Here is a 26,848-nt window from a genome sequence, read left to right as displayed (position 1 = left end):
GGTAAGAGCCCATTGATGTTGTGCCATACAATTTATCGATGTCTACAGAACTTATTGCAAAACCTTTTCCGGTAGCAGGTGTTGTGTTTGCCTGGGCTATGCCTACGTCAGGTGATGGGTATGAAATTCCTTTATTCGAAATTTCTGAGGCACTTGAAAATCCAAATATCTCAATCTGGCTACATTTAAATCTATCTAATTCTCAAATACAGCGATGGCTTGAAGATACACCATTGATTCCTGAGCGGGTAGTGGAGATGATTCAAGAAGGCGTCAATCTGAGTCGTTTAGAGCGTATTGAAAAGCTAGATGATTGCCTCTTAATGGTGATGAATGACTTTCAGCAGGAGTTTGGGGAGGAGGCCGGCGACTCAAGTCTGGGAACCCTTTGGGCAATTGTTCGGCCAAAGCTGATGGTCTCTCTACGCAATAACCCTCTTAGAACTACTGACAAGTTGAGGTATGACTTAAGGGGCGGTCAGCTCAACCCCTCCTCCATTATTGAATTATTCCATGAGCTACTCGATTTACGTGCCGAGCAATTGAGAACGCTCTTAGTTCATCTTTCAGAGAATATGGATGATCTTGAGGAGAACCTTCTTAGAGGAAGGGAATTTCCAGAGCATGAAAATCTCGGCAGAATACGGATTCAATGTAGTCGTCTTCGCAGACATTTTTCACCAGAATTAATAGCCTTACATCGTTTATTGAAACGGCTTCCATACTGGTTTAGTGAGGAAGATAAAAATAGCCTGAATGATGATTTGGACTTACTCTCCTACTTAGTGCAAGAGATTTCTAGCCTTTATGACCGCGCTAGAGTATTACAGGATGAACAAGCTGCCCATGTGGCCGAATTTAATGCAAAAAACTTACAAGTTTTGTCCGTAATGACAGTGATCTTCCTTCCTATGACTTTGATAACAGGTGTTATGGGTATGAATATGGAAGATCTTCCTGGGTTAAAAGGCTCCTTTTATGAGGTGATGGTTCTCATGTCTATTACTGGTGGAGCAGTTTTTGCATCATTAAAGCTTAAAAGGATCATTTGAGTCATCTAAGAGGGTGTCCTTCAGATTACTAAATTGCGCCGCATTAAGCTATCAATATTTTCTGTAAATCATTGTTTTATATAAGAAATATTTATTAAAGACGCGTTGTCATTAAACCGACACAGTGAAAAAGTATCGTCATGCTATCGCAATGTTGCGTTATTTCAATATCAGGACTATTTACATGAAATCTTTTTTGAAAAAAGCACTAATAATTAGCGCTATTTCACTTGCTCCATCAGCATTTGCTCTGGACATGACGGGCGCAGGCGCAACATTCCCTTATCCAATTTATGCCAAATGGGCTGAAGCCTTCAAAGCAAAGACTGGTTCTAATTTGAACTACCAATCTATTGGTTCTTCTGGCGGTATTAAGCAAATCAAAGCGAAAACTGTTGATTTCGGAGCTACTGATAACCCAGTTCCTTTTGAAGAATTAGAAAAAGACGGTATGGTTCAATTCCCAGCCATTATCGGTGGCGTCGTTCCAGTGATCAACGTTGATGGTGTAAAGCCAGGTGAGATTAAATTGGACGGCCCTACATTAGCTGACATTTTCCAGGGCGTTATCTCTGATTGGGGTGATAAGCGTATTGCAATCATGAACCCAGGCGTAAAAATTCCTTCTGGACCTATTACTGTTGTCACGCGTGCAGATGGTTCTGGAACAACAGCCATTTTTACTGATTACCTAGCTAAAACAAGTAAATTGTTTAAAGACGCTGTTGGTTCAGGCGCTAACGTTAAATGGCCTGCTGCTTCTACAGTAGGCGGTAAGGGCAATGAGGGTGTTGCTGCCAACGTTACCCGTGTAAAGAACGCCATTGGCTATGTTGAGTATGCATACGCCAAGAAAAACAAAATGACATTTATTTCTTTGAAGAACAAAGATGGTAATTTTGTGGCCCCTGATGACAACACCTTTTCAGCTGCAGCAGCTGGTACAGATTGGTCAAAGATTCCTGGTATGGGAACATTCATCACCAATGCTTCTGGTGCTAAATCATGGCCAATTACAGGCGCTTCTTTTATCTTGCTCTACAAAAATCCTGAGAATAAAGCTAATGCTGCTGAAGTGATTAAATTCTTTGACTTTGCATTCAAAGACGGCAAGAAAATGGCGGAAGAGCTGGATTACGTTCCAATGCCTGATGCAACTACAGATTTCATTCGCAAGAATGTTTTCACAAAAGTTGTAACCAAGTAAGGTTTGATGGTCTTCTTATCAAACATTTTTTAATGAACAGCTCCACATTATCGTGGAGCTGTTTCAATTTTTAAATAAGCCTACCTCAATGGATATTACTCAGTCTCATTCGGCGCCCACACCGCAGGCTCTTCGGATTGCTAAATTACAGCGAGTCCAGGACTTCTTGTTCCATGGGATAACGCAATTCTTTGCTTTATCCGTTCTTATTGCTTTAATGGGCATTCTGATCTCACTCGTCATAAATGCATGGCCGGCTTTACGTACGTTTGGCCCTGGTTTTTTCTTCTCAGAGGAGTGGGATGTTGTTAATGGCGAGTTTGGTGGGTTGATTGCCATCTATGGCACGGTTGTTACTTCTTTGATTGCATTGTTGATTGCCGTCCCTTTGAGCTTTGGCATTGCTGTATTTCTAACAGAGCTCTGCCCAGGCCCGCTCCGTAGACCTTTGGGTACAGCTGTTGAACTGCTTGCAGCCGTTCCATCGATTATTTACGGTATGTTTGGTCTATTTATTTTTGCACCATTGTTTGCAGAATATGTTCAACCTACTTTAGCCGCAACTTTGGGTCAAATTCCTGGCTTCGGTATCTTATTCTCAGGCGCTTTTAACGGCATTGGTATTTTGTGTGCTGGATTAATCTTGGCAATGATGATTCTGCCTTTCATTGCATCCGTTATGCGCGATGTATTTGAAATCGTTCCGCCAGTTCTCAAAGAGTCTGCTTACGGAATCGGCTGCACTACTTGGGAAGTGGTCAAGAATGTGGTTCTCCCATATACCAAGGCCGGCGTAATCGGCGGTGTGATGCTTGGATTAGGTAGGGCGCTTGGTGAAACAATGGCAGTTACCTTTGTTATTGGTAATGCACATCGCTTATCTGCGTCATTATTTGCTCCGGGCACATCTATTGCATCAACTCTGGCCAATGAATTTGGTGAGGCGGAAGCGGGTAACCATTTATCTTCTTTGTATGCCTTAGGCCTGGCGCTATTCATTATTACCTTCGTTGTATTGGCTTGCGCTAAGTGGATGCTAAACAATATGGAGAAGAAGCAAGGATTAAAAACATGAACAGTATGTCCAATATTGATCAAGCTGTTTTTGCCAAGCGCAAGCGCGCAAATAAGATTGGCTTGACCCTATCAATGGGTGCAATGACTTTAGGTATGGTCTTTTTGCTTTGGATTTTGAGCGTCTTAGTATTCAAGGGGCTATCGGCGATTGACTTAAGTCTCTTTACGCAAAGTACTCCAGCCCCAGGCTCTGATGGCGGTGGTCTTGCAAATGCCATTGTTGGAAGTCTTTTGTTGGTAGGGACCTGTACTTTAATTAGTACGCCGATTGGTGTTTTAGCGGGACTATATTTATCAGAATACGGTGATCGTAGTCGCGTTGCGGCTGTTACTCGCTTTGTTACAGACATCATGCTTTCAGCACCATCCATTGTGATTGGTTTGTTTGTATATGCATTTGTGGTTGCCCAAGTTAGACACTTCTCAGGGTGGGCGGGAACCATAGCGCTGGCTTTAATTGCTATTCCTGTAGTGGTTCGTACAACAGAAAATATGCTTCGCTTGGTGCCTGGTAGCTTACGTGAGGCTGCTTATGCCTTGGGTACGCCAAAGTGGAAGGTAGCTTTTATGATTACCTTGCGTGCTGCGCAAAGTGGCGTAATGACAGGAATTTTGCTTGCTCTGGCGCGCATTAGTGGTGAAACAGCACCTTTGCTGTTTACAGCGTTAAACAATCAATTTTTCTCAACCAATATGAATGCTCCAATGGCAAATTTGCCAGTGGTGATTTTCCAATTTGCTATGAGCCCATACGATAACTGGGTCGGACTGGCTTGGGGTGGTGCATTACTCATCACCTTTGCCGTTCTTGGCTTAAATATTTTGGCACGAGTAGTATTCCGTGAGAAGGTTCAAGGATGATGAGTAATATGAAAACAATGTTTGACTTAAATAAGATTGATGGTCAAGGGGGTAAAGTGGAAACAACAATTCAACATTCAGAGCAGGCCGCTATTAATGCGCTTGAAGTGAGAAATCTGAATTTCTATTACGGCACATTTCAAGGTCTAAAAAATATTAACCTTGATATTGAGCAGGGCAAAGTAACAGCATTCATCGGTCCCTCTGGTTGCGGTAAATCTACTTTATTACGCACCTTAAATCGCATGTATGACCTTTACCCTGGTCAACGGGCTGAAGGTGAGATCAACTTTTATGGCCAGAACATCCTTGAGCCAGGTCAAGACTTAAATTTGCTGCGTTCACGTATTGGTATGGTTTTCCAAAAGCCAACTCCATTCCCAATGTCGATCTATGAAAACATCGCCTTTGGAGTACGCTTGTACGAAAAGCTTTCTCGTTCAGAAATGGATGAGCGGGTTGAATGGGCTCTGAATAAAGCGGCCCTATGGAATGAGGCTAAAGACAAGTTAAACCAAAGCGGTTTATCTCTGTCCGGTGGACAACAACAACGTCTTTGTATTGCTAGAGGCGTTGCAGTAAAGCCATCCGTGATTCTGCTAGATGAACCTACTTCTGCATTGGATCCTATTTCAACAGGAAAAATTGAAGAGCTTATTAATGAGCTTAAGCATGAGTACACCATTGCGATTGTGACCCACAATATGCAACAGGCAGCTCGCGTTTCCGACTACACTGCTTATATGTACTTAGGCAGTCTGATTGAATATGGTAAGACAGATGAAATCTTCATCAAGCCTAAGCGTAAAGAAACAGAAGACTATATTACCGGTCGCTTCGGTTAATTGGAGACATTAAATGCCAGATAAACACCTATCATCACAATTTGATGCCGATCTTAATTCTCTTTCAAGCCGTTTGCTTGAAATGGGCGGCTTAGTTGAGTCACAAATTGCTACTGCGATGCGTGCATTCACTCAGATGGACATTGATACTTGCAATATCGTTATTGAAAACGAAAAGCTTGTTAATGATCTTGAGATTCAAATTGATTTGGACTGTACAGAGGTTATTGCGCGTCGCCAACCAGCTGCCCGTGACTTGCGCTTAGTAATGGCTGTTTCAAAAGCAATCACTAATTTAGAGCGTGCCGGTGATGAAGCTGAGCGTGTAGCTAAGCGCACTAAACGCTTAATTGAGGCTGGCTCAGTACATAACATTAACGTTGCTGAGATTCGACTTTCTGGCCAAATGGCGATTACCTTATTACGCCGTAGCTTAGATGCATTTGCAAGGCTAGATACCATTGCGGCTGCAGAAGTAGTCCATGAGGACCGCCATATTGATGAAGAGTTTAGGGGTTTTGTTCGCAAGCTCATCACTTACATGTCTGAAGATCCCCACACCATCAGTACTGGCCTCGATATGCTAACTATTGCAAAGGCAATTGAGCGTATTGGTGATCATGCAAAGAATATTGCTGAATTTGTAATTTACATTGCAAAGGGAGCTGATGTTCGCCACATACCGCATGCTGATTTGGTTCGCGAAGCTACTAAAGATTAAAGCAAACCAATCAAATGACTCACCGCATACTAATAGTTGAAGATGAGCCATCCATTGCAGAACTCATTGCAATTAATTTGACACATGCAGGTTATGAAGTGCAAAAAGCAATGCAGACTGATATTGCTCAAGGCATTATGAAGGAGCAATTGCCCAATCTTGTGATTTTGGATTGGATGCTTCCTGGTAAGTCTGGCGTTCAGTTTGCTAAAGAGCTCAGGGCCAATGAGCGTACAAGAGGCTTGCCTATTTTGATGCTCACCGCTAAAAGCGAGGAAGCCGATAAAGTGATGGGTTTAGATTCTGGGGCGGATGATTATGTCACCAAGCCTTTCTCACCCAAAGAGCTTATTGCTAGGGTTAAGGCCTTATTGCGTAGACAAACTCCAGTAGATGACACTGGCCCCCTGACGGTTGGGCCCTTAAAGTTGGATCCGAGCTCTCACAGAGTGCTAGCAGTCTGGCCCAATTCAGAACCAAAGCCTATTTCTTTGGGTCCTACGGAATACCGACTTCTCCAATACTTTATGGCTAACCCTGAGCGGGTTCACTCCAGAACTAGTTTGCTAGACAATGTTTGGGGTAATGAGGTTTACATTGAAGAACGTACTGTTGATGTCCATATCAAGCGTTTAAGAGCCGCCTTAAGTCCGTTAGACTGCGATCGTTTTATTGAGACAGTTAGGGGTAGTGGTTACCGTATTACCAAAATCCCAACCGATATCTAAAGCCTATTTTTTAGGCTTTTTTAGTCATTTCTGGGGTGTCCCTGAGATCGTCTAAGATTGCAATATGATTTTCACCTTTGCTCGCTTCGTTTTCTTTGTTTGTGTTGTATTGATAGTCGCTTTTATCATCCTTTATAACTGGGGTGCTCAATGGGCTATTTTTACATCAGTTGCATTGACATCCATTCCCCTGGTGTATTCCTGCATTATTCTAGTTCGACTTCAAAAGGCCATTAAATTGGACTCAGTTGAGACTATGACTTTGCCTGGTGGTTTATGGGAAGAAGTCTTGTTTCGATTGCAGCGCCTGGTTAATTCATTGAAACAAAGAATGCTGAGTATTGAGCAGCAGCATGATCACTTTATTGAAGCTTTTCAAGCTTCACCTAATGGCATTCTGATGCTTGATCAAAATGATCAAATTGAATGGTGCAATGAGATTGCAGAACGCTTTTTTGGTTTGAGCTTTAAGCGCGATGTATTGCAGAGAATTAACTTCCTCATCCGTCGTCCGGAATTTATTCAATACATTAATAAGCGTAATTTCGAAGAGCCCTTGCTACTGGAAAGAATGGGTCCAAATAGCAGTCTTAGTTTGCTGCTACAGTTATTTCCGTTCGGCAATCAACGTCATTTATTGTTGGTCCAAAATGTCACTGACCTACAAAAAACAGATGCGATGCGTCGTGACTTCGTTGCTAATGTCTCTCATGAGATGAGAACGCCTATTACTGTTCTGATGGGGTTTCTCGAGACAGTCCAAACCTTGGATCTTGAGAAGAGTCAACGCGATCAGTATTTCGACATGATGATGTCGCAGGCGCAGCGCATGAAAAGTTTGGTCGAGGATTTATTGACTTTGGCTAACCTAGAAGCCAACTCATTACCTGCAGTTACTAATGGTGTCAATGTTGAAACCTTAATGGCGTTGCTCAGGAATGATGCTGAGGCTTTATCTAAAGGCAAGCATAGCTTTAGTTTTAAGGTACAAGATCCATCTTCTTTATTGGGCGATGAAAGAGAGATGCTTTCTGCATTTAGTAATTTAGTCTCAAATGCCATTCGTTATACGCCTGACTCTGGAGCAATTGATGTGAGTTGGAGGTTAAATGCGCAAGGGCAGGGAGAGTTTTCCGTAATAGATAGTGGCCCTGGGATTGCATCGGAACATCTTTCGAGGCTTACTGAGCGGTTTTATCGTGTTGATAGAAGTCGTTCTCGGGATACGGGTGGAACAGGCCTAGGTTTGGCTATCGTCAAGCATATTGCCAGTCGCCATCAAGCTCAGCTGATTATTGAAAGCACGCCAGGTAAAGGTAGCACCTTCATACTGCGCTTTCCTAAAGAGCGTATCGCTCCCTAGGGGGCTAGTCCTTTTTCTTTTTCTTCTTCTTTTTGGACTCTTTAGGAAGCTTTTCGGTCTTGCCGCCAGCATATAGGCACCAGACTTTGATTTCTTCAAATAACTCATCAAGATCTTCATGAGGAAGGCTCTTTAGGTCGACAAGGCCAATGGCGCCAGTTTCCTGTAGCTGTTTTACTGCATCTTCATATTTGTAATCACTCATGGCTTTTTCTTGTATTTGACAAAGACGACTATCCTATCAAATAAATATGACAAAAGTCACTTTTTTGAGTATTTTAAGGGGGTTAGTCGGGTTCCCCTGAGATTTCAGAGCTTCTCCTAACGCCGTTAAGCTTGGCAAATAGTCTTTCTAGAGGGCCGCCAAGCAAGAGGGTGAGCAAAATCGCCCCCAAAGACAGCCCTCCAAGCGCAAATTGCCCGGCTCCAAAGGCTGCCCCAATGAGGGCGCAGGCCCAAAGGCTGGCTGCCGTAGTCAGTCCATGAACCCGTTGAGAGCGCTGTTCGCGAATAATCACGCCGGCACCCAAAAAGCCAAGCCCAGTAATAAGGCCTTGAAGAACGCGGCTGACTGATTGCGCATCATCTTGCGCAAAGTCGCCAATAAGCATGACGGCAGTTGCCGAGCCTATTGCCACTAAGGAGTGTGTGCGAATGCCGGCAGATTTATGGTGTAACCAGCGATTTAGGCCAAGAACAGCGCCAACCAACAAAGCTAAAGCCAGGCGGATCACAATAGTTCCGTAGAGGTCCCAATCAAACATGTCGTTTCCTTATTGGATATGGGTATAGGTGCAACTTAGTTTATCTCAGCTACATCATTGCGTCATAAAAGCGCCTTCACCCCGTCACTTCCATCATAAATAATCAACGTGTAGTCAATTTTGCTTCTCTACAAAATAGGGATGCCTAAAAATCTTTCACCACAAGGATGCAATATGAAAAAATTAATCACACGTTTATGGCAAGCATGGAGCGAAGCAAGAGTAGAGTACGCAAAACGTTATATTAGTCATCGGCTTGGTAGCTAAGCGATTCGTCATCAAGGTGTCATGAATCGGGGGTACATTGAATCGTCAGATCGCATCTGACCAAGATAAAACATCTTGTTTTCCTTTACAACCCAGCATGTGCTGGGTTTTTTCTTTTCCTCGCCATAAAAATAACTATTAATAAAAGTGAAATATAGATAGCCTAGGATAGTGGCATTCACCATCTTTATAAAGCCAAATTTATGAATGCTACGCTCACCAAATATTTATCGGATGTGCTGAGAAATGAAGTGCAGGAAAAAACGGGCTTAGGGTCAAAGGGGCAAGAACTTAAGGCTCCTGCCTTAAATGATCCAAAAGTGAGTCAATTTCTGATAGATAGAAAATATGCATTACGGCTTGATGAAATCATTTGAAATTATTAATGTTTAACTGAGGCTACATGACTCGTCCCTACAACATTCTCTTTTTGTGTACCGGTAACTCAGCTCGCTCCATTTTAGGTGAGGCTCTGGCAACCACTCTGAGTCATGGCCGATTTATCGGGTACTCTGCCGGCTCAAATCCAAAGAAGTCTGTTCATCCAATTGCTCTAAAGCTTGCTAAAGAGATGGGATATCCCCTCGAATTACTTAGAAGTAAGACTTGGGATGAGTTTGGTGGGCAAGACGCGCCACATATGGATTTTATTATCACTGTTTGTGACTCTGCTGCAGGTGAGGACTGTCCTTATTGGCCCGGTCATCCGACCACTGCTCATTGGGGTTTTATTGATCCAGCAGCTGTGACTGGTAGTGAGCAAGAAATCTGGGATGCTTTTAGAAAAGTCGAGATGGGTTTGCGTAATCGCATTGAGTTATTGCTTGACCTTCCAATTGATAAGTTAGATCACTTACAAATAAAAGATGAGCTTCACTCCATTCACCAAAAATGTAACTAGAGCTTTGATGAGCGCATATCACTATGGCTACATATACCGTTAATTACGCTGGTTTTTCACTCACGACCCATCAAAGATTTACTATTGCTAAGGCAATTACTAAAATTCATGCTGATGTCACTGGTGCAGAGGCCTATTTTGCCCAAGTGATTTTTAAGCAATTAGATCTGCATGATTGTTTTATTGGCGGCATTCTTCTTGATGAGCCCCACCTCTTTTTGAGTGGACAAATCCGCAGCGGTAGAAGTGAGCAAATGAAAAAGCAACTTCTAGTTGAGCTTGAGGTGGCACTTCAGAGCGCTTCTGGATTGGCTGGGCATCAGATCTGGGCATATATTGATGAAATTACCCCGGGTCAAATGGTCGAATATGGCCAAATATTGCCTGCGGTAGGGGACGAGAGTATTTGGTTCTCAACTCTGCCGGCGGGCATTCAGAAGAAGTTAAATTACCTCAATTCATAGTTAGCTCTGTTTTAGGAATGGCTTTAAGATGGGTGGGTATATTCATTGCTCAGGTAACCCATGCCCTCACAGAAGAAACCCCAATTTGCTGTTCTTAGATCGGTAGAGTCTTTTAGTGTTCCTAGGCCCAGCATTAAAAAGCGCATGGGAGATGGTAAGGCCTTGCGAAAAATGGTGAGCATTGCACAGCAGGGTATATATACCCCACCAAAAGATCGAATTGATCCTATTACTATTTTAGAGAATCAAGCCAAGACTCGAATTGAGTCTTTGATTCCGATTCGTTATGAGCGCATGCTGCAGTCACCCTTTGCTTTTTATCGCGGTGGTGCGGCCATCATGGCTCAAGATTTGGCAAGTCAGCCATACACCAATATTACAGTTCAGCTTTGTGGCGATATGCATGTATCAAATTTTGGTCTGTTTGGGACTGCAGAGCATCGACTGGTATTTGGGATTAATGACTTCGACGAAACTCTTCCTGGTAGTTGGGAGTGGGATATGAAGCGCCTTGTTACCAGCGCAGTCATTGCTTGTGAAAGCAATGGTGGGGATAAAGCATTAAGCAAAAAATTAGCATTGCGTATATGCGCTGAGTATCAAAAACGGCTAGCTCAATATGCCAAAATGCATTATTTGGATTTAGCGCAAGAGTTCATTGGCGAAGCGGATGTTCGCAAGAATTTTAGTAAAGAACATCAAAAACAAATTGAGATCTACTTAAAGCAAACTAAAGGTCAAGGGAATGTGCAGGTACTGCAAAAACTCACTACCCTTGTTGGCAAAGATCGCAAGATTATCAATAAACCTCCATTAATAGAGCACTTCAAAAAGAATGCCTTTGGACATCCCTTGAGTTCCCTAATAGATAATGCTTTACTCAATTATTCCAGCACCTTGCTGGCTGATCGCAAGGTTTTGTTTGAGCGTTACTTTTTGAAAGATTTTGCACGTAAGGTAGTTGGTGTTGGCAGTGTGGGTACTAATTGCATGCTGCTATATTTTGAGGGGGATAGTGAAAACGACGCCTTATTCTTGCAATACAAGGAAGCTCAAAAATCTGTCTTGAGTCCTTATTTGGGTGAATCCATTTATAGAGATATGGGTCGGCGTGTCGTAGCTGGTCAGAGGTTGCTCCAAGGCGCACCAGATATCTTTTTAAATTACGGTTCTATGCAGTTCGATATTAATAAAAGCCAAGGGTTTTATCTGCGTCAATTACGCGATATGAAAGGCGGCATTCAGATTGGGCCAGGCGGCATTTCCTTGAAGAATTTTGCGGACTATTCCAAATTATTTGGTTGGGCACTCGCTCTTGGCCACGCGCGCTCTGGAGATGCAGCTGAACTTACTGGATATTGCGGTCAAGAAAAAGAGTTTGGTGAGGCAATGTATTCATTTGCCAGATCCTATGCAAAGCAGAATGAGCGCGATTTTGAGTTATTTTGTAAGGCAGTCAAGAGCGGAAGACTTAAGGTTGCAAAGACATGATTCAGTCTGAGTAAGGCGTTGTAGGGCCGTCATCAAATTGTCACTTGATTGGAAGATAGTCTAATTTGACCTATCTTAAGCCCATTTTTCCATGAACACATTACCATTTCTGAGAACTGTATTTCTGATTGTCGTTGGAAGTCTTGCTGGCATAGCTCAGGCTGCAGCAGTTTATCCAATCGATCAAGCCTCTATTTTGGCCGGCTCTAAGTTTGATATCAAGATTGAATTTAACAACGTCATTAATTCTGATGAGGCTATTATTGAGCTTAATGGCGTACCAATTAATAAAATCATCAGCGTTAAACCAGAGTTTATTTCCAATGAAAATGGTAAAGGCAGCTCCATTCTGTTCAGGGATGTTCAGCTATCTAAGGCCGGTAAATATCAAGTTGTTGCTCGAGCATCTCAAGAGCGTTTGCAAGTCAATTGGGATGTTTATGCTACTGGTCCACGCCGTGTAAAGAATGTGATTCTATTCATTGGCGATGGGATGACGATTGCCAATCGCACTACTGCTAGAGTTCTCTCTAAGGGTATTCAGGAGGGAAAGTATCAGGGCAGATTGGCTTTTGACGATATGTCTAATACCGCAATGATTGGTACATCTGGGTCTGATTCTCTTATTACAGACTCCGCTAATTCAATGAGTGCTTATACAACCGGGCATAAAACAGCAGTAAATGCCATGGGCGTTTATGTATCGCGTGCAAATGACAATCTTTCACATCCCAAGGTAGAGACAATTGCAGAATTGATCAAGCGCAATACCAAAATGGCAGTGGGTATTGTTTCAGATGCTGAGTTAGAGGATGCTACTCCAGGCGCTATGGTTTCACACACAAGGCGCAGGGCTGATAAGCAATACATCGCGGACCAATTGCTATCTAGTGGTGCGGAAGTTATTTTAGGTGGCGGATCTGCTTACTTTTACCCAAAGTCAACTAAGGGCTCGAAGCGCAAAGATGAGCAAGATTTAATTGAAAACTTTAAGTCAAAAGGCTATCAGTTAGCTTTTACAAAACAAGAATTACTTTTAGCATCTGAGAGTAAGGGAACAAAAAAATTATTCGGCGTGTTTCATCCAGATAATATGGACGGCTCTCTAGATCGGCTATACCTTAAAAAGAATACGGTTGAGCAATACCCTAATCAACCAGACCTCACTGAAATGACGCAATCAGCGATTGATGTTCTATCCAGAAATCCCAATGGATTTTTCTTGATGGTGGAAGCTGCGCTGATTGATAAGTTTAATCATCCCCTCGATTGGGAGCGGGCGGCGTTTGACACCATCATGCTCAGTAATGCTGTTCAAATTGCCAAAGACTTTGCTAAAACCCATCCCGATACTTTAATCATTGTGACGCCAGATCATACCCACAGTGGCTCAATTAGTGGTGTAGTTCACGATGATAAGCCAGGTCCGCTGCGTGAAAAGGTGGGTATTTATGCGGAGGCAGGCTACCCAAACTATCCTAAGGCCGATTTACAGGGCTACCCAAACAAGATTGATGTCTCTAAGCGTATCGCATTCTTTTATGGCAATTACCCAGATCACTATGAAACCTTGCATCCAAAACTAGATGGCACTTTTGTGCCTGCTGTTAAGGATGATTCCGGTAAATATGTAGCCAATCCGAAATATATCCAGCTGCAGGAGGATGCTATTCATGTGGGTGGTAATTTACCGTCACATCAAGATTCTGGTGTGCATACAGCAGATGATGCCGTTCTGAATGCGATGGGTCCAGGGTCAGAAAAATTCAAAGGCTTCATGGATAACACTGAGGTATTTAAAGTGATGGTAGAGTCTTTAGGTCTTGGCTCAAAATAATTACTAGCACGATGGAATTTGTTAACAACATCAACTATGCATCCCTGACTGATACTGCAATTAGCTTGATTGCTGCCTTTTTCTTTGGCGGCTTAATTGGTCTAGAGCGTCAATATCGTCAAAGAACCGCTGGTTTGCGAACCAACATCTTGGTTGCTATTGGAGCTGCCATTTTTGTAGATGCTGCAAATCGTCTTACTGGTCATGAGGGTGCTGTGCACGTCATGGCATATGTTGTTTCAGGTATTGGATTTTTGGGTGCCGGTGTCATCATGCGTGAAGAGGGTAATGTTCGCGGGATTAATACAGCGGCAACCCTATGGGCATCAGGAGCGGTGGGAGCTTGTGCTGGCGCGGACTTGTTACTTGAGGCTGGACTTGGAACGGTATTTGTGTTGGCAGCCAATACACTTTTGCGTCCTGTAGTGACTTTCATTAATCGCCAACCCCTTGATACCATCTCAGTTGAAGTAACGAATTCGGTTTACATCATCACTCCTAAGCATGCTCAAAAGCATGCATTAAAGCAATTTATTAAAACGCTGGAAGAGGCAGGCCACCAAACCCAAGACATTGAAGTGCATCAATTTGGCAGTGAAGATGTTGAAATTCAAGCGGTATTAACAGCATCAGCTGTAGATGGCGATAAGATGGATAAACTCATTGATAAAATTGCTGATCAGGACTTTGTAACCCAGGCCTTCTGGAGCCCCAGCACAACAGATTAAGTCGAGCATCTGCCTTGACATACGATTGACATAATCTTGATTCAGTATTGCATTGTGAATAAGACTATCCAATACTCGCAAGCTACTGTCACTTGCCCATATTGCCAGGCCTCTGAAATCATTAACTCCGAAGAGGGTGCTCAGCATTTTTATCGCTGCCGTTCCTGTAGCGCGATTCTGAAGCCTAAATCAGGTGATTGCTGCATTTTGTGCAGTTTTGGTAATCGCGACTGCACAAGTTCAGAGCAAAATTTGGCGATCTAGCTTTAACTTCTTCCCCAGCCATAAAGGCTTTCTGCCCTTTTCATCAATGTGCCATTGTTTTTACTTAAAATAGACATAATTCATATAGCAGTCCATTTTTGGGGAATATTTTGGCCAGCAATCCCGTAGATCCTTTAGCGAATTCCGCAGACCTTGTCGCTGCCGTTGATTTGGGATCCAATAGTTTTCGTATGCTAGTGGCTCAGGCAGTAAATACATCATCCGGTACACAATTACGCCCAATCGATACCCTGCGTGAAACGGTTCGTTTGGCTGCAGGTCTTACTGATAATAAATTGCTTGGTAATGATGCATATCAGCGAGGGTTAATTGCTATTAGGCGTTTTGGTGAGCGTATCTGTGGATTTGATCCTTCTAATGTGCGGGCAGTTGCGACAAACACGCTACGGGTTGCTAAAAATGCCCAACAATTTGTTCAGGATGCGCAAGAAGCCTTAGGGTTTCCAATCGAAGTTATTGCTGGTGTAGAAGAGGCGCGACTGATTTACATCGGAGCAGCGCATGAAGTCCAGGCTATCCAGGGTAACAGGCTAGTTATAGATATCGGCGGGGGTTCTACAGAATTCATTATTGGCAAAGGCTATGAGCCAAAACTGATGGAGAGTCTTTATATTGGCTGCGTCTCTCACAGTATGCGTTTTTTCCCCAAGGGAAATATTGATGCGCATGCCTTTAAGGAGGCTGAGCTAGCTGCCCGCCGTGAAATACAGGTTATTTCAGGGGCTTATTTAAAGAGTGGCTGGAAGCAGGTGATTGGCTCCTCTGGAACTGCTAGAGCCTTAGCGGATTTGATTACAAATAATAACTTCAATAGATCCGGAGATGGTTTAACGATGGGTCGTGTCAATGGTTCAAGTGGCCTAATTACCCGTGAAGGCTTGAAGAACCTCAAAAAGCATCTCCTGAAGTATGAGCATGTAAATCAGGTTGAATTAGAAGGCCTAAAGGATGATAGAAGAGCGGTGTGGCCGGGTGGGCTAGCAATTATGTTGGCAGCATTCGATGAGTTGGGTATCGAAGAAATGGAAGTAACGGATGCCGCATTGCGAAGCGGTGTTTTATATGACTTGCTTGGTCGTTCACAACATCATGACATGCGTTATGTCACTGTTGAGCAATTTATGCAGCGATATGCAGTCGATCGAGAGCAGGCTGACAGGGTTGGTAAATTGGCTGCCGATTTTTTACAGCAATTACCTAAGCCTGAGGTAGAGAGCAGAGCAGATAACGTTGCTTTATTGCAGTGGGCAGCAAACCTCCATGAAATTGGTTTATCTATCTCGCACAATGGATATCACAAACATTCAGCTTACATAGCAGGCAATGCCGATATGCCAGGATTCTCTAAAAATGATCAAGCAAGGCTTGCTGCGCTATTGATTGGGCATACAGGTAAGCTTGGTAAGCTGGCCAGTAATCATAGTTTTGAAGACTGGCGGATGCTCTTTTGTTTGCGATTAGCACAGGTGCTCTGTCGCGGTCGAAATGACGTGAACTTCCCCAAGGTCAAGGTTTCTGAACATGGCGGCTCTTATCTTGTGAGCCTTTCTAAAGAGTGGGTAGCCCAGCATCCTCTAACGGAATTTAGTCTTATAAAAGAGGCTGCAGAGTGGGAGAGGGTTGGCCGCTCTTATCAAGTAAGTTTTAAGTAAGCCTCAAATAAGCCCCAAGTAAGGCTCAAGTAAGCTTTAAATAAATCTTAAAGTAAGCATAAAAAAAGCCACTTCAATCTGAAGTGGCTTTTTTTGTTAATGAATGTGCTGAGATTACAGGCCAAAGAAATGCTTTGCATAACGTGGGTTGATATCAGAGAGACGCAACATAGTTAATAAGTCAGCCGTATTGAAGTCTGGATCCCATGCTGGAGCGCTACAAATTTTTGCGCCAAGTTTTAGATAGCCTTTGATCAATGGTGGTGGTTGCACCTCTAAACCACCATTTAACTTATCTAGAGGCAAAGGCAGGCGTGGGAAGGCGTGAAGCTCCGTTGGTGCCATTTGATCGTTGCCTAGTGAGTTATAAAGACTCGCTGCAAAGTGGCCGCCATCAGCCATGGGGATGCTAGCGCAACCCAACATGATTTCATAACTATTCTTTTGCATGTACTGGGCTAGACCACTCCATAGCGCCATGATGACCGCGCCTGAGCGATAGTCTTGGTGAACACAGGATCTGCCTAATTCAACCAATTTCGGGCGGAGGTGGTCAATGCGGGAGAGGTCAAACTCGGAATCAGAGTAAAGACGACCAATTTCCAGCGCTTTATGTGGAGGTAGCACTCTATAAGTGCCGACTACTTTAAGGCTATCTTGATCGCGAATCAATAAATGATCGCAATACGAGTCAAATTCATCAACATCTAAGCCTTCAGCGTTTTTTGGGAGCTTGGCACCCATTTCTTCAGCAAATACCTTAAAGCGTAGTCTTTGCGCTTCTTTAATTTCGCTAGGGCTGCTTGCCCAAATAATTTGGAAAGCTGGCTTTTTAGGCTTATCAATTTGAATGGCTGGACTTGGATCTACTTCCCTTAATTCAGATCTTGTTTTAGTAACAAATGTTTTCCCAAATAATTTTTTTGCTACTTTTTTAGAGAGTTGTTTAAATGCATTTGGCTCTTTTCTTTTTAGTACCTTGACTTTCTTGAGGGCGAAAATCTCAAATGAGCCGATTGGGTTAGGGATATCAGACATAGTTAGCCTTGGGTATGATGAAATAGATAAAAGGTTTTAAATATTGAGGGCCAAAGGGGCGCAGACTGCAGCCCAGAGTAGCGCTGCTACAAGTAGCGCTAGCATGACGGCGGCGCTACCAAAATCTTTTGCTCGCTTGGAGAGATCATGATGTTCAAATGAAATGCGATCGATTGCTGCCTCTACGCTTGAGTTGAGTAGCTCAATGACGAGGACCATGACTAATGAAGAAACCAGCAATGCTTTCTCTAGCAGTGAAATCGGCAACAAGCAGGCAATTGGTGTTAGCAATGCAAATAAAGTAAGTTCTTGCCTAAAGGCACTTTCTTCCATAAAGGCATATACCAATCCACACCAAGAGTTTTTAGCTGCATGCCATGCCCTGGCAAGCCCGCGGTTGCCCTTATGGGGGTTTTGGTCGATATGGTACGGAGCGTTCAACAAGAACTTTCTTTAGGCCAGCGCAGTGACGTGCACTTCTGGAGTTGGTACTACAGGCTTGAGATGATTGGCAAATTGCTCAGAAGCAGCGCGCCAAGAGAACTTCTCGGCATGTGCGCGGGCTACCTCACGTGGAATCTTCAGTGCCTGCATACAAGCTGTACGCAAGTCTTCATCCATAGCGCCGGAATTAGAGTTCCCTAAAACATCGATAGGGCCAGTCACTGGATAGGCTGCAACTGGAGTGCCACATGCCATTGCCTCAAGTAAAACCAAGCCAAATGTATCTGTCTTACTCGGGAATACAAATACATCAGCCGCCGCATACACTTTTGCTAATTCATGTTGCTCAAGCACTCCCAGATAGTTCACTTCTGGGTATTTTTCTTTTATACCAGCTATAGCTGGACCGTCACCTACCACCCACTTCGAGCCTGGTAAATCAATTTCCAGGAATGCGTTGATGTTTTTCTCAACAGCAACCCGGCCTACATATAAAAAGATAGGATGGGCAGTATTCAAGGCTTTTGAATCTTGCATCTTAAAAATATCGAGATCCACACCCCTTGACCACAACACGACATTCTTGAGGCCATATTTTTCCAGATCATCTTTTACAACAATGGTTGGTGCCATCACAGCCATCGATGGACCATGAAACCAGCGGATAAATGCATAAGTAATTGCCAAAGGAATGCCGGTACGCGCTTTGACATATTCCGGGAAGCGGGTGTGATAAGCCGTGGAAAACGGTAGGCGATTTTTGACTGCGTAGGCACGGGCGGATAAGCCTAGCGGGCCCTCTGTTGCAATGTGCACTGCGTCGGGAGCAAATTCTTTAATGCGACGAGCTACTTCTTTGCCTGGGAAGAGTGATAAAGCAATGTCAGGATAAGTTGGGCAAGGAATGGATTTAAAGCCGGCTGGCGTAATCATCTCTACTTCATGACCCATAGCAGTTAATTCAGCGCGAGTTTGCTTGAGGGTTCTGACAACGCCGTTCACCTGTGGATCCCATGCATCGGTGATGATCATAATTTTCATAGCGCAGCCTCTTTGATAAGTGATTCAATAGCGGGTTGAAGGGTGATTTGAGGGGTCTCAACTGGTTCACCCTTGATTTGTGTCCAGAAAATCAGTTTGAGTTCGCCAGTTTGAGTTTCAACCAGGGCAGAGAGGCTTTCGACCCAATCACCATCGTTGCAATACAACAGTCCATCGATCTCGCGAATCTCTGCTTTGTGAATATGTCCGCAAACAACGCCATCGCATCCTCTTAAGCGGGCTTCTCTGGCCATAATGTGTTCAAAGTCTGCGATATAGCTGACTGCGTTCTTTACTTGGTGCTTTAGATATTGAGATAGTGACCAGTACTGCAGGCCCATCTTGGCGCGGACCATATTGAAGTAGCGGTTGACGTAAAGAATGAAGGAATACAGATTGTCACCAACATAGGCAAGCCACTTGGCATATTGCATTACGCCATCAAATTGATCGCCATGCGTTACCCAAAGCTTTCTACCGTCAACCGTTGTATGAATAACTTCCTCAACGACTTTGACGTCGCCAAAAGAGAGTCCAAAAAACTGTCTAGCGCTTTCATCATGATTTCCGGGGACATAGATAACTTCGCTACCTTTACGTGCTTTACGTAAAAGCTTTTGTACTACGTCGTTATGTGATTGAGGCCAATAGAAAGACTTTTTCAGTCTCCAGCCATCAATGATGTCGCCTACGAGATAATATTTCTCGGCTTCATTGTGTTTTAAAAAATCGAGAAGGTAGTCCGCCTGACACCCTGATGTTCCTAGGTGTATGTCTGAAATCCAGATGGCTTTGTAATGCATCATGAAACAGTATTAAGCCTACTGACTATGAAACTAGCATGACAGTTCTACGACAGTTTTATGACGATACCGCTATTTTTTAACAATTGATTTATATTCTTAACTCATATGAGTCAGAATCAAACCATAAAATATTCCCCTTTGGGGCGCTTGGCCACTCTATGGTCTTGGATTCTGGTATGGGGTCATGTGATCGGTGGATTGTTAACGCTGTCTTTTCGATTTCCATTTGCTACCCAGGAAACCAAAAATAAACTGATTCAAAATTGGTCAAGAAGACTATTAGATGTTTTTGGAATTACCATAAGACTGCAGAATCAGGAGATACTTCCCTCTACTCCATATCTACTGGCATCAAATCATATCTCTTGGATGGATATTCATGCGATTAATGCATTCAGGCCTATTCGATTTGTAGCTAAATCGGATGTGGAGGGCTGGCCAGTATTTGGATGGATGGCCAAGCAATTGGGTACAGTATTCATTAAGCGTGATAGCGCCCGTCATGGAAAGTATGTGGCTAGCGAAGTTAGCGATGTACTGAAAACCCAATCCGTCTGTATTTTTCCAGAAGGCACATCTACAGTAGGTGAGGGCGTTCTCCCATTTAAGCCTAATTTATTTGAATCGGCCGTTATCGCTCAGGTGCCAGTCTATTCACTAGCCATCTCCTACCAATCCAAGGGGAGTGGCGCTAGAAGCGAGGTGGCAGCATTTATTGGGGACATGGGACTTTTGGGGTCCATGGCGAAGATCTTAGGAGATCGGAATCTAGTGGTTGAATTAAGCTTTATTTCGCCCTCAGGAGCAAGCCCAGAGGCATCTAAAGATCGCAAGTGGCTTGCCTTGAATAGCCAAGAGGCTATTTCCAATCATTTAAAAGGGAATCATCGTCTGATTTAATAAATGTGTCATTATTTCTAGCTATAAATCTATTACTAGGAGCAAAAACCAATGACATCAAAGCATGCAGAAATGGCCGAGTGGTACCGACGTGCTCAAGAAGAGATCCTTGACAGCATGGATGAAGAGCTTGAAATGGAGCTCGATGATGATCGCTTATCTCAAGATGGTGATGAAAACTCCGAGATTCCACGCAATGTTTACTTCCGCGAGCTCTTCAGACTCCAGGGCGAGTTGGTAAAGCTCCAAGACTGGGTTGTAGCCAATAAGCTCAAAGTAGCGGTCTTATTTGAAGGAAGAGATTCTGCAGGTAAGGGCGGCGCCATCAAGCGAATTACTCAGCGACTGAATCCCCGCGTATGTAAGGTTGTTGCCCTGCCGGCTCCTAATGAGCGCGAGAAAACCCAATGGTATTTCCAAAGATATATTTCCCACCTGCCAGCTGGTGGCGAGATTGTTTTGTTTGATAGAAGCTGGTACAACCGTGCTGGCGTTGAAAGAGTAATGGGATTCTGTACCGATTACGAGTATGAAGAATTTCTTAGAACGGTTCCCGATCTTGAGCGCATGATGATCAGCTCTGGAATTATTCTCATCAAATATTGGTTCTCCATTTCTGACGAAGAGCAATACAACCGTTTCATGATGCGTATCCACGATCCATTAAAGCAATGGAAGCTAAGTCCAATGGACCTAGAGGCAAGAAGGCTCTGGGAGGCTTACACCAAAGCCAAAGAAACTATGCTGGAACGTACGCATATTCCTGAAGCACCTTGGTGGGTGGTTGCTGCCAATGATAAGAAAAAAGCTCGTTTAAATTGCATCACCCATTTACTAAATCAAATTCCTTATAAAGAAATTGATCATCCCATGATCAGTTTGCCTGAGCGCGTTCATAACCCAGACTATTTACGCGGGCCAGTGCCTCCTGAGATGTACGTACCTGAGGTCTTCTAAAGACTTATTTTTCAAGCTTAGATAAATTGCCATCCCACTTGAAGGTGATGTCTTTATCAGCCTTCAGTAGGCTCTCATCTTTGCCTGGATAAGAAACTCTAGATAGAAGATCTTGAATCATATTGATGTGGGCTACTTTTTTATCGTTTGCCTTCACGATAATCCAGGGCGCATCTTTGGAGCTGGTTTTTTCAAGCATGTCATCTCTACACTTGCTATAGGCATTCCAATTAATTTGCGCTTGCTGATCTATTGGACTGATCTTCCATTGCTTCAGAGGATCTTTGGCTCTATCGGCAAGACGGAGGGCCTGTTCTTTCTTGGAAATGTCTAAATAGTATTTGAGAATGGTCATGCCTGAGCTAGCCAGAATGGACTCAAACGCATTTACAGTTCCCATGAAGTTAGCGTATTGTTCTTTGGTGCAAAAGTTCATCACCACTTCAACGCCAGCACGGTTGTACCAACTTCGATTGAATAGAACAAGCTCACCTTTCTTAGGCAGCTGTGCAACATAGCGTTGAAAATACCATTCCGCAGCTTCGGCATCTGATGGCTTGCCTAGAGCAACCACACGAGTTTCTCTAGGGCTTAAATGTTGGTTAATCACTTTAATAGTGCCATCTTTACCGGCCGTATCGCGGCCCTCAAGAATGAGCAATATCTGATCACCATTACTGATTAGGCTATTTTGTAATTTTACTAATTCAATTTGTAACAGGCGAAGTTGTTCATCATAGCCAGATTGCTCTAGCTTATCTTTACTTTTTTGGCCCATTAGTTTGCTTCGGTTGTACTAACTACTTTTTTAGCTGGCACCTTTTTAGCTGGCACCTTTTTAGTCGGCACCTTCTTAGCTGCCGTCTTTTTCGCTGGAGCCTTCTTAGAAGGCACTTTCTTGGCTACCACTTTCTTGGCGGGTACTTTTTTGGTAGCCACTTTCTTATCTAGCTTATCCAATGCTTTTGCAAGCTTATCTATGAGCTTTTCTCTATCAGACTCTAATTTATCGAGCTTTTTTAGTAGTTGCTTAACTAGTTTCTTTTGGCTCATGATTTTCCTTATTTAGGTATGAATCTCGTAGATTATTGAATTTGAAATGAATCTTAGCAAATCCTACGTTTTATTCATGCTATTTTCAAGTGTTCATGACAAATATATGCCATTTATGGGGCATTGATTGTCATGAATATGAAATATATATTTCTATATAATTGGAAATATGAAAAATACAGATGCCATCAATGTATTTCTGGCTTTGGGTCAGGAAACCCGTTTAAATATCTTTCGCTTAGTGGTGCAGCGAGGTGATGCGGGCTTAACGCCTGGTGAGATTATTGAAAAACTGGGGGTAGCCAATGCCACACTCAGCTTTCATCTAAAGGAGTTGGTGGGGGCTGATTTATTGTCAGTAGAACGCCAGAGTCGTAATCTCATTTATCGACCTAATGCCAGCTTGGTTCAAGAGTTAAGCGGGTTCTTGCTTGAAAACTGCTGTGGTGGAAAAGCATGTGCACCAGTAACGATTATTAAAAAGGCCAAGGCTAAATGAAGCAGTTCAATATTCTCTTCCTATGTACACATAACTCTGCTCGCTCCATTCTAGGCGAGGCATTGGCATCGACTCATCCTAGTGGCAAGTTTGCGGGTTACTCGGCGGGATCAACTCCAGGCAGCAGTGTTAATCCCATTGCAAGAGAATTAGCTGTCGAGATGGGGATGGACCCCGAAAAGTTAAAGTCTAAAAGCTGGGATGTATTTGGCTTGCCCGATGCAGCTCAGATGGATTTCATCATCACGGTTTGTGATAATGCTGCTGGTGAACAGTGCCCATTCTGGCCGGGTAATCCGGTAACTGCACATTGGGGCTTTCCTGATCCATCAAGAGTAGAGGGCACCGATATAGCGAAGAAGACGGCCTTTGTTGAGGTCATGAACGGACTCAAGAAGCGTATTGATATTCTTGCTGCAATGCCATTGGATAAATTGGATTCCATGAGCCTAAAAGAAATTCACACCAAATTATGAGTACTGTTACTAGCAAGCTTTCTTTTTTAGATCGATATCTCACTGTTTGGATATTTACTGCCATGGCAGTAGGTATTGGCTTTGGGTATTTTGTGCCGGGGGTAGAGGGGTTTATTAATTCCTTTCAGTCTGGCACAACCAATATCCCAATAGCGATTGGGTTGATATTGATGATGTATCCACCCTTTGCCAAGGTGAAGTACGAAGACTTGCCAGATGTATTCAGAGACAAACGTATATTTGGTTTGGCATTTCTGCTGAATTGGATTGTGGCGCCAACCTTAATGTTCTTTTTGGCCATCCTCTTTGTGCCTAACCAGCCTGAGTACATGGCTGGCTTGATATTAATTGGCATTGCACCTTGTATTGCGATGGTCATTGTATGGAACGATATTGCTAAAGGCTCTACAGAGTATGCAGCCGGCTTAGTTGCCTTTAATGCGGTCTTTCAAGTCCTATTCTTTAGCTTCTACGCCTATTTTTTCTTAACTGTTCTGCCGCCCTATTTTGGCTTTGCAGGCTCTGTTGTCAATATCACTATTGCTGAGATCGCTAAGACAGTTGCAATCTATTTGGGAGTTCCATGTGTTGCAGGATTTCTGACTAGGTATATTGCGCTTAAATTTGTATCGAGAGAGTGGTATCAAAATACTTTCGTTCCTAGAATTGGCAAACTCACATTAATAGCCTTGCTCTTTACGATCGTGGTGATGTTTAGCTTGAAAGGTAAGTTAATTCTTCAGTTGCCAATGGATGTAATCACTATTGCTATTCCATTACTAGTCTTCTTTGTGGCGATGTTCTTGCTGACGTTCTTTATCACCATCAAGATGGGTATTGAATACAGGCGCTGCTGTACTTTATCGTTTACGGCGTCTAGCAATAACTTTGAACTAGCTATTGCAGTAGCTATCGCTGTATTTGGCATTGATTCAGGAGCGGCATTTGCCGCAGTGATAGGGCCCTTAGTTGAGGTGCCAATCATGGTTGGCTTAGTCTCAGTGGCTCTTTGGTTTAGGGAAAAGTTTTTTCTATCCCCTAATAACTAAATTATGAATGGAGCGTGAGCTTGATGAAGTTCACCTCTGAAATATATTTGATAAATATCAGGGTAAACCCTTGACTTTTGAGGAATTAAAGAATATAGTGATAATTCGCTGAGGGTTCGCCCGCAGCATTAAAGAGCGTACGGACGTAAAGTTTTACCGCAGATGTGGAGACTGTTAGTACGCTCTTTAAAAGAAATCTATCACAGATGTGAGGTTAACCAAGTTGACCGGTCGTTTCAAACGAATCACTACTGCAAAAAATCAAAAATATTAGAAATAAACAACGAAGTAAACAATGAAATAAACAACAGCAGCAGGGTCTCTGCTCGTCTTCACTCTAGGTGCTTTAAGATCAAAGAAATCATGGAGATTAAATGAAAGTCTTAAATAAAGCGATGTTCCTGGGATTGGGCTTTGGCTTGTTTGCTTGTTCCACACCACAAAGTGATTTTGGCGTCTATCAACAATCTGACGGAACGATTGGGGTTCATGCGCCTAAGACTGCCAAGGAAAGCGAGGCTCAGGAAGCAGCTCTTGCAGAGTGCAAGAAGCAGGGTAAAAGAACAGTAACGATTCTAGAAAGCAGAAAAACGGTCAATGACCGTTTTCCCTTAACTTATATCTATCTTTGTAGATAGTGGCGGGTAGTCACTCCGCCATTTGTTAGTGCTCAATTAGCTTAGCAGCCACTTCTTGATGGACTTATTTACACACATTGCATCTAAGGCGAGACCAAAGAATTCTGAACCATTCGTAACCATGCTTTCGATAGCTTCCACTTTGCCTGACTTGATGCCGCGCAAATAGGTTGCAGCACGATAGCGCAAGAAATGCTCAGTTACACCTTCTTCATTCTCAGTCGGGCAGATTTCTAGGTTACCGTAGCGAGTTTCTGGATTGATATTGAGAACAGCAAGACTTAAGGCCCCAACCAATTTCTCGGGTACTGGAATAGGTACATAGGAGTAGAGGGAGATCATCATTTCTTCTTCATCTACTTCAATGATGTGATCAATATCCAGAACATCTTTTTCAGTTAACTCTGTCTCACCAGAATCGCCACCACCAAAGGTAGATTCAAACTGCAACATCGCAGTATTGCTTCCCTTGGATATCTCGATCATGTCAGGATATCCAAGCAAGCCTTTCCACCAATACATGAGTGAGAAGGTGCAAGGTTTTACCTCAACCAATCCCTTGTTGGTGGACTTTGCAAAATAAAGACCGTAAAACTCATCATCTTGCTCGAGACCATATTGATCTACCTTTGGAGCTTTAGATGAAGCTGATTGAACAGTCTTTTTGGCAACTTTTTTAGCTGCTGGCTTTTTAGCCGCAGGTTTTTTTGCCAGTGATTTCTTAACGGCTACTTTTTTGGCAGCCGGCTTCTTTGCAGCCACTTTCTTAGCCACTGGTTTTTTTACTACCGTTTTGACCGTCTTTTTACTTGCCACTTTCTTGGCGACAACGTTTTTGACAGCTTTTTTAGCGGGGGCTTTTTTTACCACCTTGGTAGCTACTTTCTTTTTTGCTGGAGACTTCTTTGTAGCCATGGTTTATTACCCTTCTTTTGGTAGTTATTGTGCTTAATGCACTTACTGATATTACTGCAAAATTCTGTAGGAATTTATCTTTCCAATGTGGGGTTTTTCCTGCGGATTGCAAGGGGAGGGATGAAATAAATAGATGAAGGAAGTGATTGTTCTTGAAATGGAGGATTGCTACACTAAAAGTACGTAGTTTTGTACAACCCAAATATCAAGAGGTTCTATGTTTCCCGAATATCGCGAACTCATTACCAGGTTAAAAACGTCTGACCGTCATTTCTCGCATTTATTTGATAAGCACAATAATTTAGATCAGAAGATCCAGAGAATGGAAGCGCACAGCGAGCCAAGTACTCCGGAAGAAATTGAGATCTTAAAAAAGGAAAAGCTACTTCTGAAGGATCAGATTTATGCCGTCTTAAAAAAGGCGGCCTCTTAAGTTCAGTCAGTAGTCAAAAGCCTAGATGCCAAATGGTTTTAGGCTTTTTTCAGAAAGCAGGCCTTAAGCAACATATTGCCAGCTTCTGTTTTGCAATCGACTTCATGGTCTCCAGACACGAGGCGAATGCCTTTGATCTTGGTACCGACCTTAAGCGTAGTGGAAGAGCCTTTTACTTTGAGGTCTTTAATGAGGGTAACGGTATCGCCGTCAGCCAAAAGATTGCCGTTAGGGAAGCGCAGATTAAATCAAAATTAGCCTGAAGAACGCCGCAAAAATATTTCCCTATTTATTTTTTACGAAGTCTGTCTGATTTTTCTAAGATTTGACGCTATTTTGCCCTCTCTGAGTAGCCT

Annotated in this window: 32 protein-coding genes and 1 pseudogene; 23 read left to right on the top strand and 10 right to left on the bottom strand. The window is 43.1% G+C overall.

Annotation, left to right across the window (positions count from 1 at the left end):
- Positions 1-38: 38 nt before the first annotated feature.
- From ICN48_RS07490 to phoR, 8 genes are all read left to right on the top strand, one after another.
- Positions 39-1,052 (top strand): CorA family divalent cation transporter, encoded by a 1,014-nt coding sequence (locus ICN48_RS07490; RefSeq protein WP_216153089.1) that lies wholly within the window; start codon positions 39-41, stop codon positions 1,050-1,052.
- Positions 1,053-1,236: 184 nt separating this feature from the next.
- Positions 1,237-2,259, top strand: a complete 1,023-nt coding sequence (gene pstS, locus ICN48_RS07485; RefSeq protein WP_216153088.1) for a phosphate ABC transporter substrate-binding protein PstS — start codon at positions 1,237-1,239, stop codon at positions 2,257-2,259.
- 88 nt (positions 2,260-2,347) lie between these two features.
- Positions 2,348-3,334, top strand: a complete 987-nt coding sequence (gene pstC, locus ICN48_RS07480) for a phosphate ABC transporter permease subunit PstC (RefSeq protein ID WP_216153087.1) — start codon at positions 2,348-2,350, stop codon at positions 3,332-3,334.
- Between the two features lie 5 nt (positions 3,335-3,339).
- Positions 3,340-4,197 carry a phosphate ABC transporter permease PstA gene (pstA, locus tag ICN48_RS07475; protein ID WP_370624183.1) on the top strand — a complete coding sequence of 286 codons (858 nt, stop codon included), beginning with the start codon at positions 3,340-3,342 and terminating at the stop codon, positions 4,195-4,197.
- An 8-nt stretch (positions 4,198-4,205) separates the two neighbouring features.
- Complete coding sequence (gene pstB / locus ICN48_RS07470) at positions 4,206-5,042, top strand: phosphate ABC transporter ATP-binding protein PstB (RefSeq protein WP_223146599.1); 837 nt, start codon at positions 4,206-4,208, stop codon at positions 5,040-5,042.
- Between the two features lie 13 nt (positions 5,043-5,055).
- Positions 5,056-5,763 carry a phosphate signaling complex protein PhoU gene (gene phoU / locus ICN48_RS07465; protein ID WP_216153085.1) on the top strand — a complete coding sequence of 236 codons (708 nt, stop codon included), beginning with the start codon at positions 5,056-5,058 and terminating at the stop codon, positions 5,761-5,763.
- Between the two features lie 14 nt (positions 5,764-5,777).
- A complete protein-coding gene (gene phoB, locus ICN48_RS07460; RefSeq protein ID WP_216153084.1) occupies positions 5,778-6,491 on the top strand; it encodes a phosphate regulon transcriptional regulator PhoB in 714 nt (237 codons plus the stop codon).
- Between the two features lie 64 nt (positions 6,492-6,555).
- Positions 6,556-7,854 carry a phosphate regulon sensor histidine kinase PhoR gene (gene phoR, locus ICN48_RS07455; protein ID WP_216153083.1) on the top strand — a complete coding sequence of 433 codons (1,299 nt, stop codon included), beginning with the start codon at positions 6,556-6,558 and terminating at the stop codon, positions 7,852-7,854.
- Positions 7,855-7,858: 4 nt separating this feature from the next.
- On the opposite strand, the gene ICN48_RS07450 is transcribed toward phoR, so the two are convergent.
- Together ICN48_RS07450 and ICN48_RS07445 are read right to left on the bottom strand one after the other, a co-directional pair.
- Complete coding sequence (locus tag ICN48_RS07450; RefSeq protein ID WP_216153082.1) at positions 7,859-8,059, bottom strand: hypothetical protein; 201 nt, start codon at positions 8,057-8,059, stop codon at positions 7,859-7,861.
- An 82-nt stretch (positions 8,060-8,141) separates the two neighbouring features.
- Positions 8,142-8,618, bottom strand: coding sequence for an MgtC/SapB family protein (locus ICN48_RS07445; protein ID WP_216153081.1), 477 nt, complete (start codon positions 8,616-8,618; stop codon positions 8,142-8,144).
- Between the two features lie 470 nt (positions 8,619-9,088).
- Between ICN48_RS07445 and ICN48_RS07440 the strand changes: the two genes are divergently transcribed.
- From ICN48_RS07440 to ppx, 8 genes are all read left to right on the top strand, one after another.
- A complete protein-coding gene (locus tag ICN48_RS07440) occupies positions 9,089-9,262 on the top strand; it encodes a hypothetical protein (protein ID WP_216153080.1) in 174 nt (57 codons plus the stop codon).
- Between the two features lie 26 nt (positions 9,263-9,288).
- Positions 9,289-9,786, top strand: a complete 498-nt coding sequence (locus ICN48_RS07435) for an arsenate reductase ArsC (protein WP_216153079.1) — start codon at positions 9,289-9,291, stop codon at positions 9,784-9,786.
- Between the two features lie 23 nt (positions 9,787-9,809).
- Positions 9,810-10,250, top strand: coding sequence for a tautomerase family protein (locus ICN48_RS07430; RefSeq protein WP_216153078.1), 441 nt, complete (start codon positions 9,810-9,812; stop codon positions 10,248-10,250).
- A gap of 60 nt (positions 10,251-10,310) precedes the next feature.
- Entirely contained in the window at positions 10,311-11,741 is a 1,431-nt protein-coding gene (locus ICN48_RS07425) for a DUF2252 domain-containing protein (protein WP_216153077.1), read from the top strand.
- A gap of 91 nt (positions 11,742-11,832) precedes the next feature.
- Complete coding sequence (locus tag ICN48_RS07420) at positions 11,833-13,578, top strand: alkaline phosphatase (RefSeq protein ID WP_216153076.1); 1,746 nt, start codon at positions 11,833-11,835, stop codon at positions 13,576-13,578.
- Between the two features lie 11 nt (positions 13,579-13,589).
- Positions 13,590-14,306 (top strand): MgtC/SapB family protein, encoded by a 717-nt coding sequence (locus ICN48_RS07415; RefSeq protein WP_216153075.1) that lies wholly within the window; start codon positions 13,590-13,592, stop codon positions 14,304-14,306.
- A gap of 54 nt (positions 14,307-14,360) precedes the next feature.
- Positions 14,361-14,570, top strand: a complete 210-nt coding sequence (locus ICN48_RS14075) for a GDCCVxC domain-containing (seleno)protein (RefSeq protein WP_370624175.1) — start codon at positions 14,361-14,363, stop codon at positions 14,568-14,570.
- Between the two features lie 110 nt (positions 14,571-14,680).
- Positions 14,681-16,243: an exopolyphosphatase gene (ppx, locus tag ICN48_RS07410; protein ID WP_216153074.1), complete on the top strand. Its 1,563-nt coding sequence runs from the start codon at positions 14,681-14,683 to the stop codon at positions 16,241-16,243.
- 114 nt (positions 16,244-16,357) lie between these two features.
- Here ppx and ICN48_RS07405 read toward each other — a convergent pair whose 3' ends face one another.
- The 4 genes from ICN48_RS07405 to ICN48_RS07390 are packed head-to-tail and all read right to left on the bottom strand — an operon-like array spanning position 16,358 to position 19,569.
- Complete coding sequence (locus ICN48_RS07405; RefSeq protein WP_216863767.1) at positions 16,358-17,281, bottom strand: GNAT family N-acetyltransferase; 924 nt, start codon at positions 17,279-17,281, stop codon at positions 16,358-16,360.
- 36 nt (positions 17,282-17,317) lie between these two features.
- Positions 17,318-17,722 carry a diacylglycerol kinase gene (locus tag ICN48_RS07400; protein WP_216153192.1) on the bottom strand — a complete coding sequence of 135 codons (405 nt, stop codon included), beginning with the start codon at positions 17,720-17,722 and terminating at the stop codon, positions 17,318-17,320.
- 12 nt (positions 17,723-17,734) lie between these two features.
- Positions 17,735-18,766 carry a glycosyltransferase family 1 protein gene (locus tag ICN48_RS07395; RefSeq protein ID WP_216153073.1) on the bottom strand — a complete coding sequence of 344 codons (1,032 nt, stop codon included), beginning with the start codon at positions 18,764-18,766 and terminating at the stop codon, positions 17,735-17,737.
- Positions 18,763-19,569, bottom strand: coding sequence for a UDP-2,3-diacylglucosamine diphosphatase (locus tag ICN48_RS07390; protein ID WP_216153191.1), 807 nt, complete (start codon positions 19,567-19,569; stop codon positions 18,763-18,765). The genes ICN48_RS07395 and ICN48_RS07390 overlap by 4 nt, the downstream gene beginning before the upstream one ends.
- A gap of 108 nt (positions 19,570-19,677) precedes the next feature.
- Between ICN48_RS07390 and ICN48_RS07385 the strand changes: the two genes are divergently transcribed.
- Both ICN48_RS07385 and ppk2 (ICN48_RS07380) read left to right on the top strand, forming a co-directional pair.
- Positions 19,678-20,472, top strand: a complete 795-nt coding sequence (locus ICN48_RS07385; protein WP_216153072.1) for a 1-acyl-sn-glycerol-3-phosphate acyltransferase — start codon at positions 19,678-19,680, stop codon at positions 20,470-20,472.
- 51 nt (positions 20,473-20,523) lie between these two features.
- The gene (gene ppk2 / locus ICN48_RS07380; RefSeq protein ID WP_216153071.1) at positions 20,524-21,429 is read left to right on the top strand and encodes a polyphosphate kinase 2; all 906 of its coding nucleotides are present in this window, start codon (positions 20,524-20,526) and stop codon (positions 21,427-21,429) included.
- A 4-nt stretch (positions 21,430-21,433) separates the two neighbouring features.
- Here the strand turns inward: ppk2 (ICN48_RS07380) and ppk2 (ICN48_RS07375) are convergent, their stop codons facing one another.
- Both ppk2 (ICN48_RS07375) and ICN48_RS07370 read right to left on the bottom strand, forming a co-directional pair.
- Positions 21,434-22,207, bottom strand: a complete 774-nt coding sequence (ppk2, locus tag ICN48_RS07375; RefSeq protein ID WP_216153070.1) for a polyphosphate kinase 2 — start codon at positions 22,205-22,207, stop codon at positions 21,434-21,436.
- A 5-nt stretch (positions 22,208-22,212) separates the two neighbouring features.
- Positions 22,213-22,410 (bottom strand): annotated as a pseudogene (locus tag ICN48_RS07370) (serine/threonine protein kinase); the annotation flags it as partial.
- Between the two features lie 241 nt (positions 22,411-22,651).
- Between ICN48_RS07370 and ICN48_RS07365 the strand changes: the two are divergent.
- The 4 genes from ICN48_RS07365 (at position 22,652) to ICN48_RS07350 (ending at position 25,144) form a co-directional block, all read left to right on the top strand.
- A complete protein-coding gene (locus tag ICN48_RS07365) occupies positions 22,652-22,981 on the top strand; it encodes a helix-turn-helix transcriptional regulator (protein ID WP_216153068.1) in 330 nt (109 codons plus the stop codon).
- A complete protein-coding gene (locus ICN48_RS07360) occupies positions 22,978-23,457 on the top strand; it encodes an arsenate reductase ArsC (RefSeq protein WP_216153067.1) in 480 nt (159 codons plus the stop codon). Before ICN48_RS07365 ends, ICN48_RS07360 begins: the two co-directional genes overlap by 4 nt.
- Positions 23,454-24,506 carry an ACR3 family arsenite efflux transporter gene (arsB, locus tag ICN48_RS07355; RefSeq protein WP_216153066.1) on the top strand — a complete coding sequence of 351 codons (1,053 nt, stop codon included), beginning with the start codon at positions 23,454-23,456 and terminating at the stop codon, positions 24,504-24,506. Before ICN48_RS07360 ends, arsB begins: the two co-directional genes overlap by 4 nt.
- A 374-nt stretch (positions 24,507-24,880) precedes the next feature.
- On the top strand, positions 24,881-25,144 hold the full coding sequence (locus tag ICN48_RS07350) for a hypothetical protein (protein WP_216153065.1): 264 nt from the start codon (positions 24,881-24,883) through the stop codon (positions 25,142-25,144).
- Positions 25,145-25,180: 36 nt separating this feature from the next.
- On the opposite strand, the gene ICN48_RS07345 is transcribed toward ICN48_RS07350, so the two are convergent.
- A complete protein-coding gene (locus ICN48_RS07345) occupies positions 25,181-26,059 on the bottom strand; it encodes a hypothetical protein (RefSeq protein ID WP_216153064.1) in 879 nt (292 codons plus the stop codon).
- Between the two features lie 217 nt (positions 26,060-26,276).
- On the opposite strand from ICN48_RS07345, the gene ICN48_RS07340 reads away from it, so the two are divergent.
- The gene (locus ICN48_RS07340; protein ID WP_216153063.1) at positions 26,277-26,492 is read left to right on the top strand and encodes a YdcH family protein; all 216 of its coding nucleotides are present in this window, start codon (positions 26,277-26,279) and stop codon (positions 26,490-26,492) included.
- A 38-nt stretch (positions 26,493-26,530) separates the two neighbouring features.
- On the opposite strand, the gene ICN48_RS07335 is transcribed toward ICN48_RS07340, so the two are convergent.
- Complete coding sequence (locus ICN48_RS07335; protein WP_216153190.1) at positions 26,531-26,734, bottom strand: zinc ribbon domain-containing protein YjdM; 204 nt, start codon at positions 26,732-26,734, stop codon at positions 26,531-26,533.
- Positions 26,735-26,848 lie beyond the last annotated feature (114 nt).

Origin of the sequence: Polynucleobacter sp. JS-Safj-400b-B2 (assembly GCF_018881975.1) — a bacterium.
GTDB lineage: Bacteria > Pseudomonadota > Gammaproteobacteria > Burkholderiales > Burkholderiaceae > Polynucleobacter.
Note: the sequence above shows the minus strand (reverse complement) of the source record. Positions and strands in the feature narration are given on the sequence as shown.

Bases quoted from the DNA above. Each gene is read 5' to 3' on its own strand.
- ICN48_RS07490 (WP_216153089.1), top strand. From the start codon at position 39: ATGTCTACAGAACTTATTGCAAAACCTTTTCCGGTAGCAGGTGTTGTG.
- pstS (WP_216153088.1), top strand. From the start codon at position 1,237: ATGAAATCTTTTTTGAAAAAAGCACTAATAATTAGCGCTATTTCACTT.
- pstC (WP_216153087.1), top strand. From the start codon at position 2,348: ATGGATATTACTCAGTCTCATTCGGCGCCCACACCGCAGGCTCTTCGG.
- pstA (WP_370624183.1), top strand. From the start codon at position 3,340: ATGTCCAATATTGATCAAGCTGTTTTTGCCAAGCGCAAGCGCGCAAAT.
- pstB (WP_223146599.1), top strand. From the start codon at position 4,206: ATGAAAACAATGTTTGACTTAAATAAGATTGATGGTCAAGGGGGTAAA.
- phoU (WP_216153085.1), top strand. From the start codon at position 5,056: ATGCCAGATAAACACCTATCATCACAATTTGATGCCGATCTTAATTCT.
- phoB (WP_216153084.1), top strand. From the start codon at position 5,778: ATGACTCACCGCATACTAATAGTTGAAGATGAGCCATCCATTGCAGAA.
- phoR (WP_216153083.1), top strand. From the start codon at position 6,556: ATGATTTTCACCTTTGCTCGCTTCGTTTTCTTTGTTTGTGTTGTATTG.
- ICN48_RS07450 (WP_216153082.1), bottom strand. From the start codon at position 8,059: ATGAGTGATTACAAATATGAAGATGCAGTAAAACAGCTACAGGAAACT.
- ICN48_RS07445 (WP_216153081.1), bottom strand. From the start codon at position 8,618: ATGTTTGATTGGGACCTCTACGGAACTATTGTGATCCGCCTGGCTTTA.
- ICN48_RS07440 (WP_216153080.1), top strand. From the start codon at position 9,089: ATGAATGCTACGCTCACCAAATATTTATCGGATGTGCTGAGAAATGAA.
- ICN48_RS07435 (WP_216153079.1), top strand. From the start codon at position 9,289: ATGACTCGTCCCTACAACATTCTCTTTTTGTGTACCGGTAACTCAGCT.
- ICN48_RS07430 (WP_216153078.1), top strand. From the start codon at position 9,810: ATGGCTACATATACCGTTAATTACGCTGGTTTTTCACTCACGACCCAT.
- ICN48_RS07425 (WP_216153077.1), top strand. From the start codon at position 10,311: ATGCCCTCACAGAAGAAACCCCAATTTGCTGTTCTTAGATCGGTAGAG.
- ICN48_RS07420 (WP_216153076.1), top strand. From the start codon at position 11,833: ATGAACACATTACCATTTCTGAGAACTGTATTTCTGATTGTCGTTGGA.
- ICN48_RS07415 (WP_216153075.1), top strand. From the start codon at position 13,590: ATGGAATTTGTTAACAACATCAACTATGCATCCCTGACTGATACTGCA.
- ICN48_RS07405 (WP_216863767.1), bottom strand. From the start codon at position 17,281: ATGTCTGATATCCCTAACCCAATCGGCTCATTTGAGATTTTCGCCCTC.
- ICN48_RS07395 (WP_216153073.1), bottom strand. From the start codon at position 18,766: ATGAAAATTATGATCATCACCGATGCATGGGATCCACAGGTGAACGGC.
- ICN48_RS07390 (WP_216153191.1), bottom strand. From the start codon at position 19,569: ATGCATTACAAAGCCATCTGGATTTCAGACATACACCTAGGAACATCA.
- ICN48_RS07385 (WP_216153072.1), top strand. From the start codon at position 19,678: ATGAGTCAGAATCAAACCATAAAATATTCCCCTTTGGGGCGCTTGGCC.
- ppk2 (WP_216153071.1), top strand. From the start codon at position 20,524: ATGACATCAAAGCATGCAGAAATGGCCGAGTGGTACCGACGTGCTCAA.
- ppk2 (WP_216153070.1), bottom strand. From the start codon at position 22,207: ATGGGCCAAAAAAGTAAAGATAAGCTAGAGCAATCTGGCTATGATGAA.
- ICN48_RS07365 (WP_216153068.1), top strand. From the start codon at position 22,652: ATGAAAAATACAGATGCCATCAATGTATTTCTGGCTTTGGGTCAGGAA.
- ICN48_RS07360 (WP_216153067.1), top strand. From the start codon at position 22,978: ATGAAGCAGTTCAATATTCTCTTCCTATGTACACATAACTCTGCTCGC.
- arsB (WP_216153066.1), top strand. From the start codon at position 23,454: ATGAGTACTGTTACTAGCAAGCTTTCTTTTTTAGATCGATATCTCACT.
- ICN48_RS07350 (WP_216153065.1), top strand. From the start codon at position 24,881: ATGAAAGTCTTAAATAAAGCGATGTTCCTGGGATTGGGCTTTGGCTTG.
- ICN48_RS07345 (WP_216153064.1), bottom strand. From the start codon at position 26,059: ATGGCTACAAAGAAGTCTCCAGCAAAAAAGAAAGTAGCTACCAAGGTG.
- ICN48_RS07340 (WP_216153063.1), top strand. From the start codon at position 26,277: ATGTTTCCCGAATATCGCGAACTCATTACCAGGTTAAAAACGTCTGAC.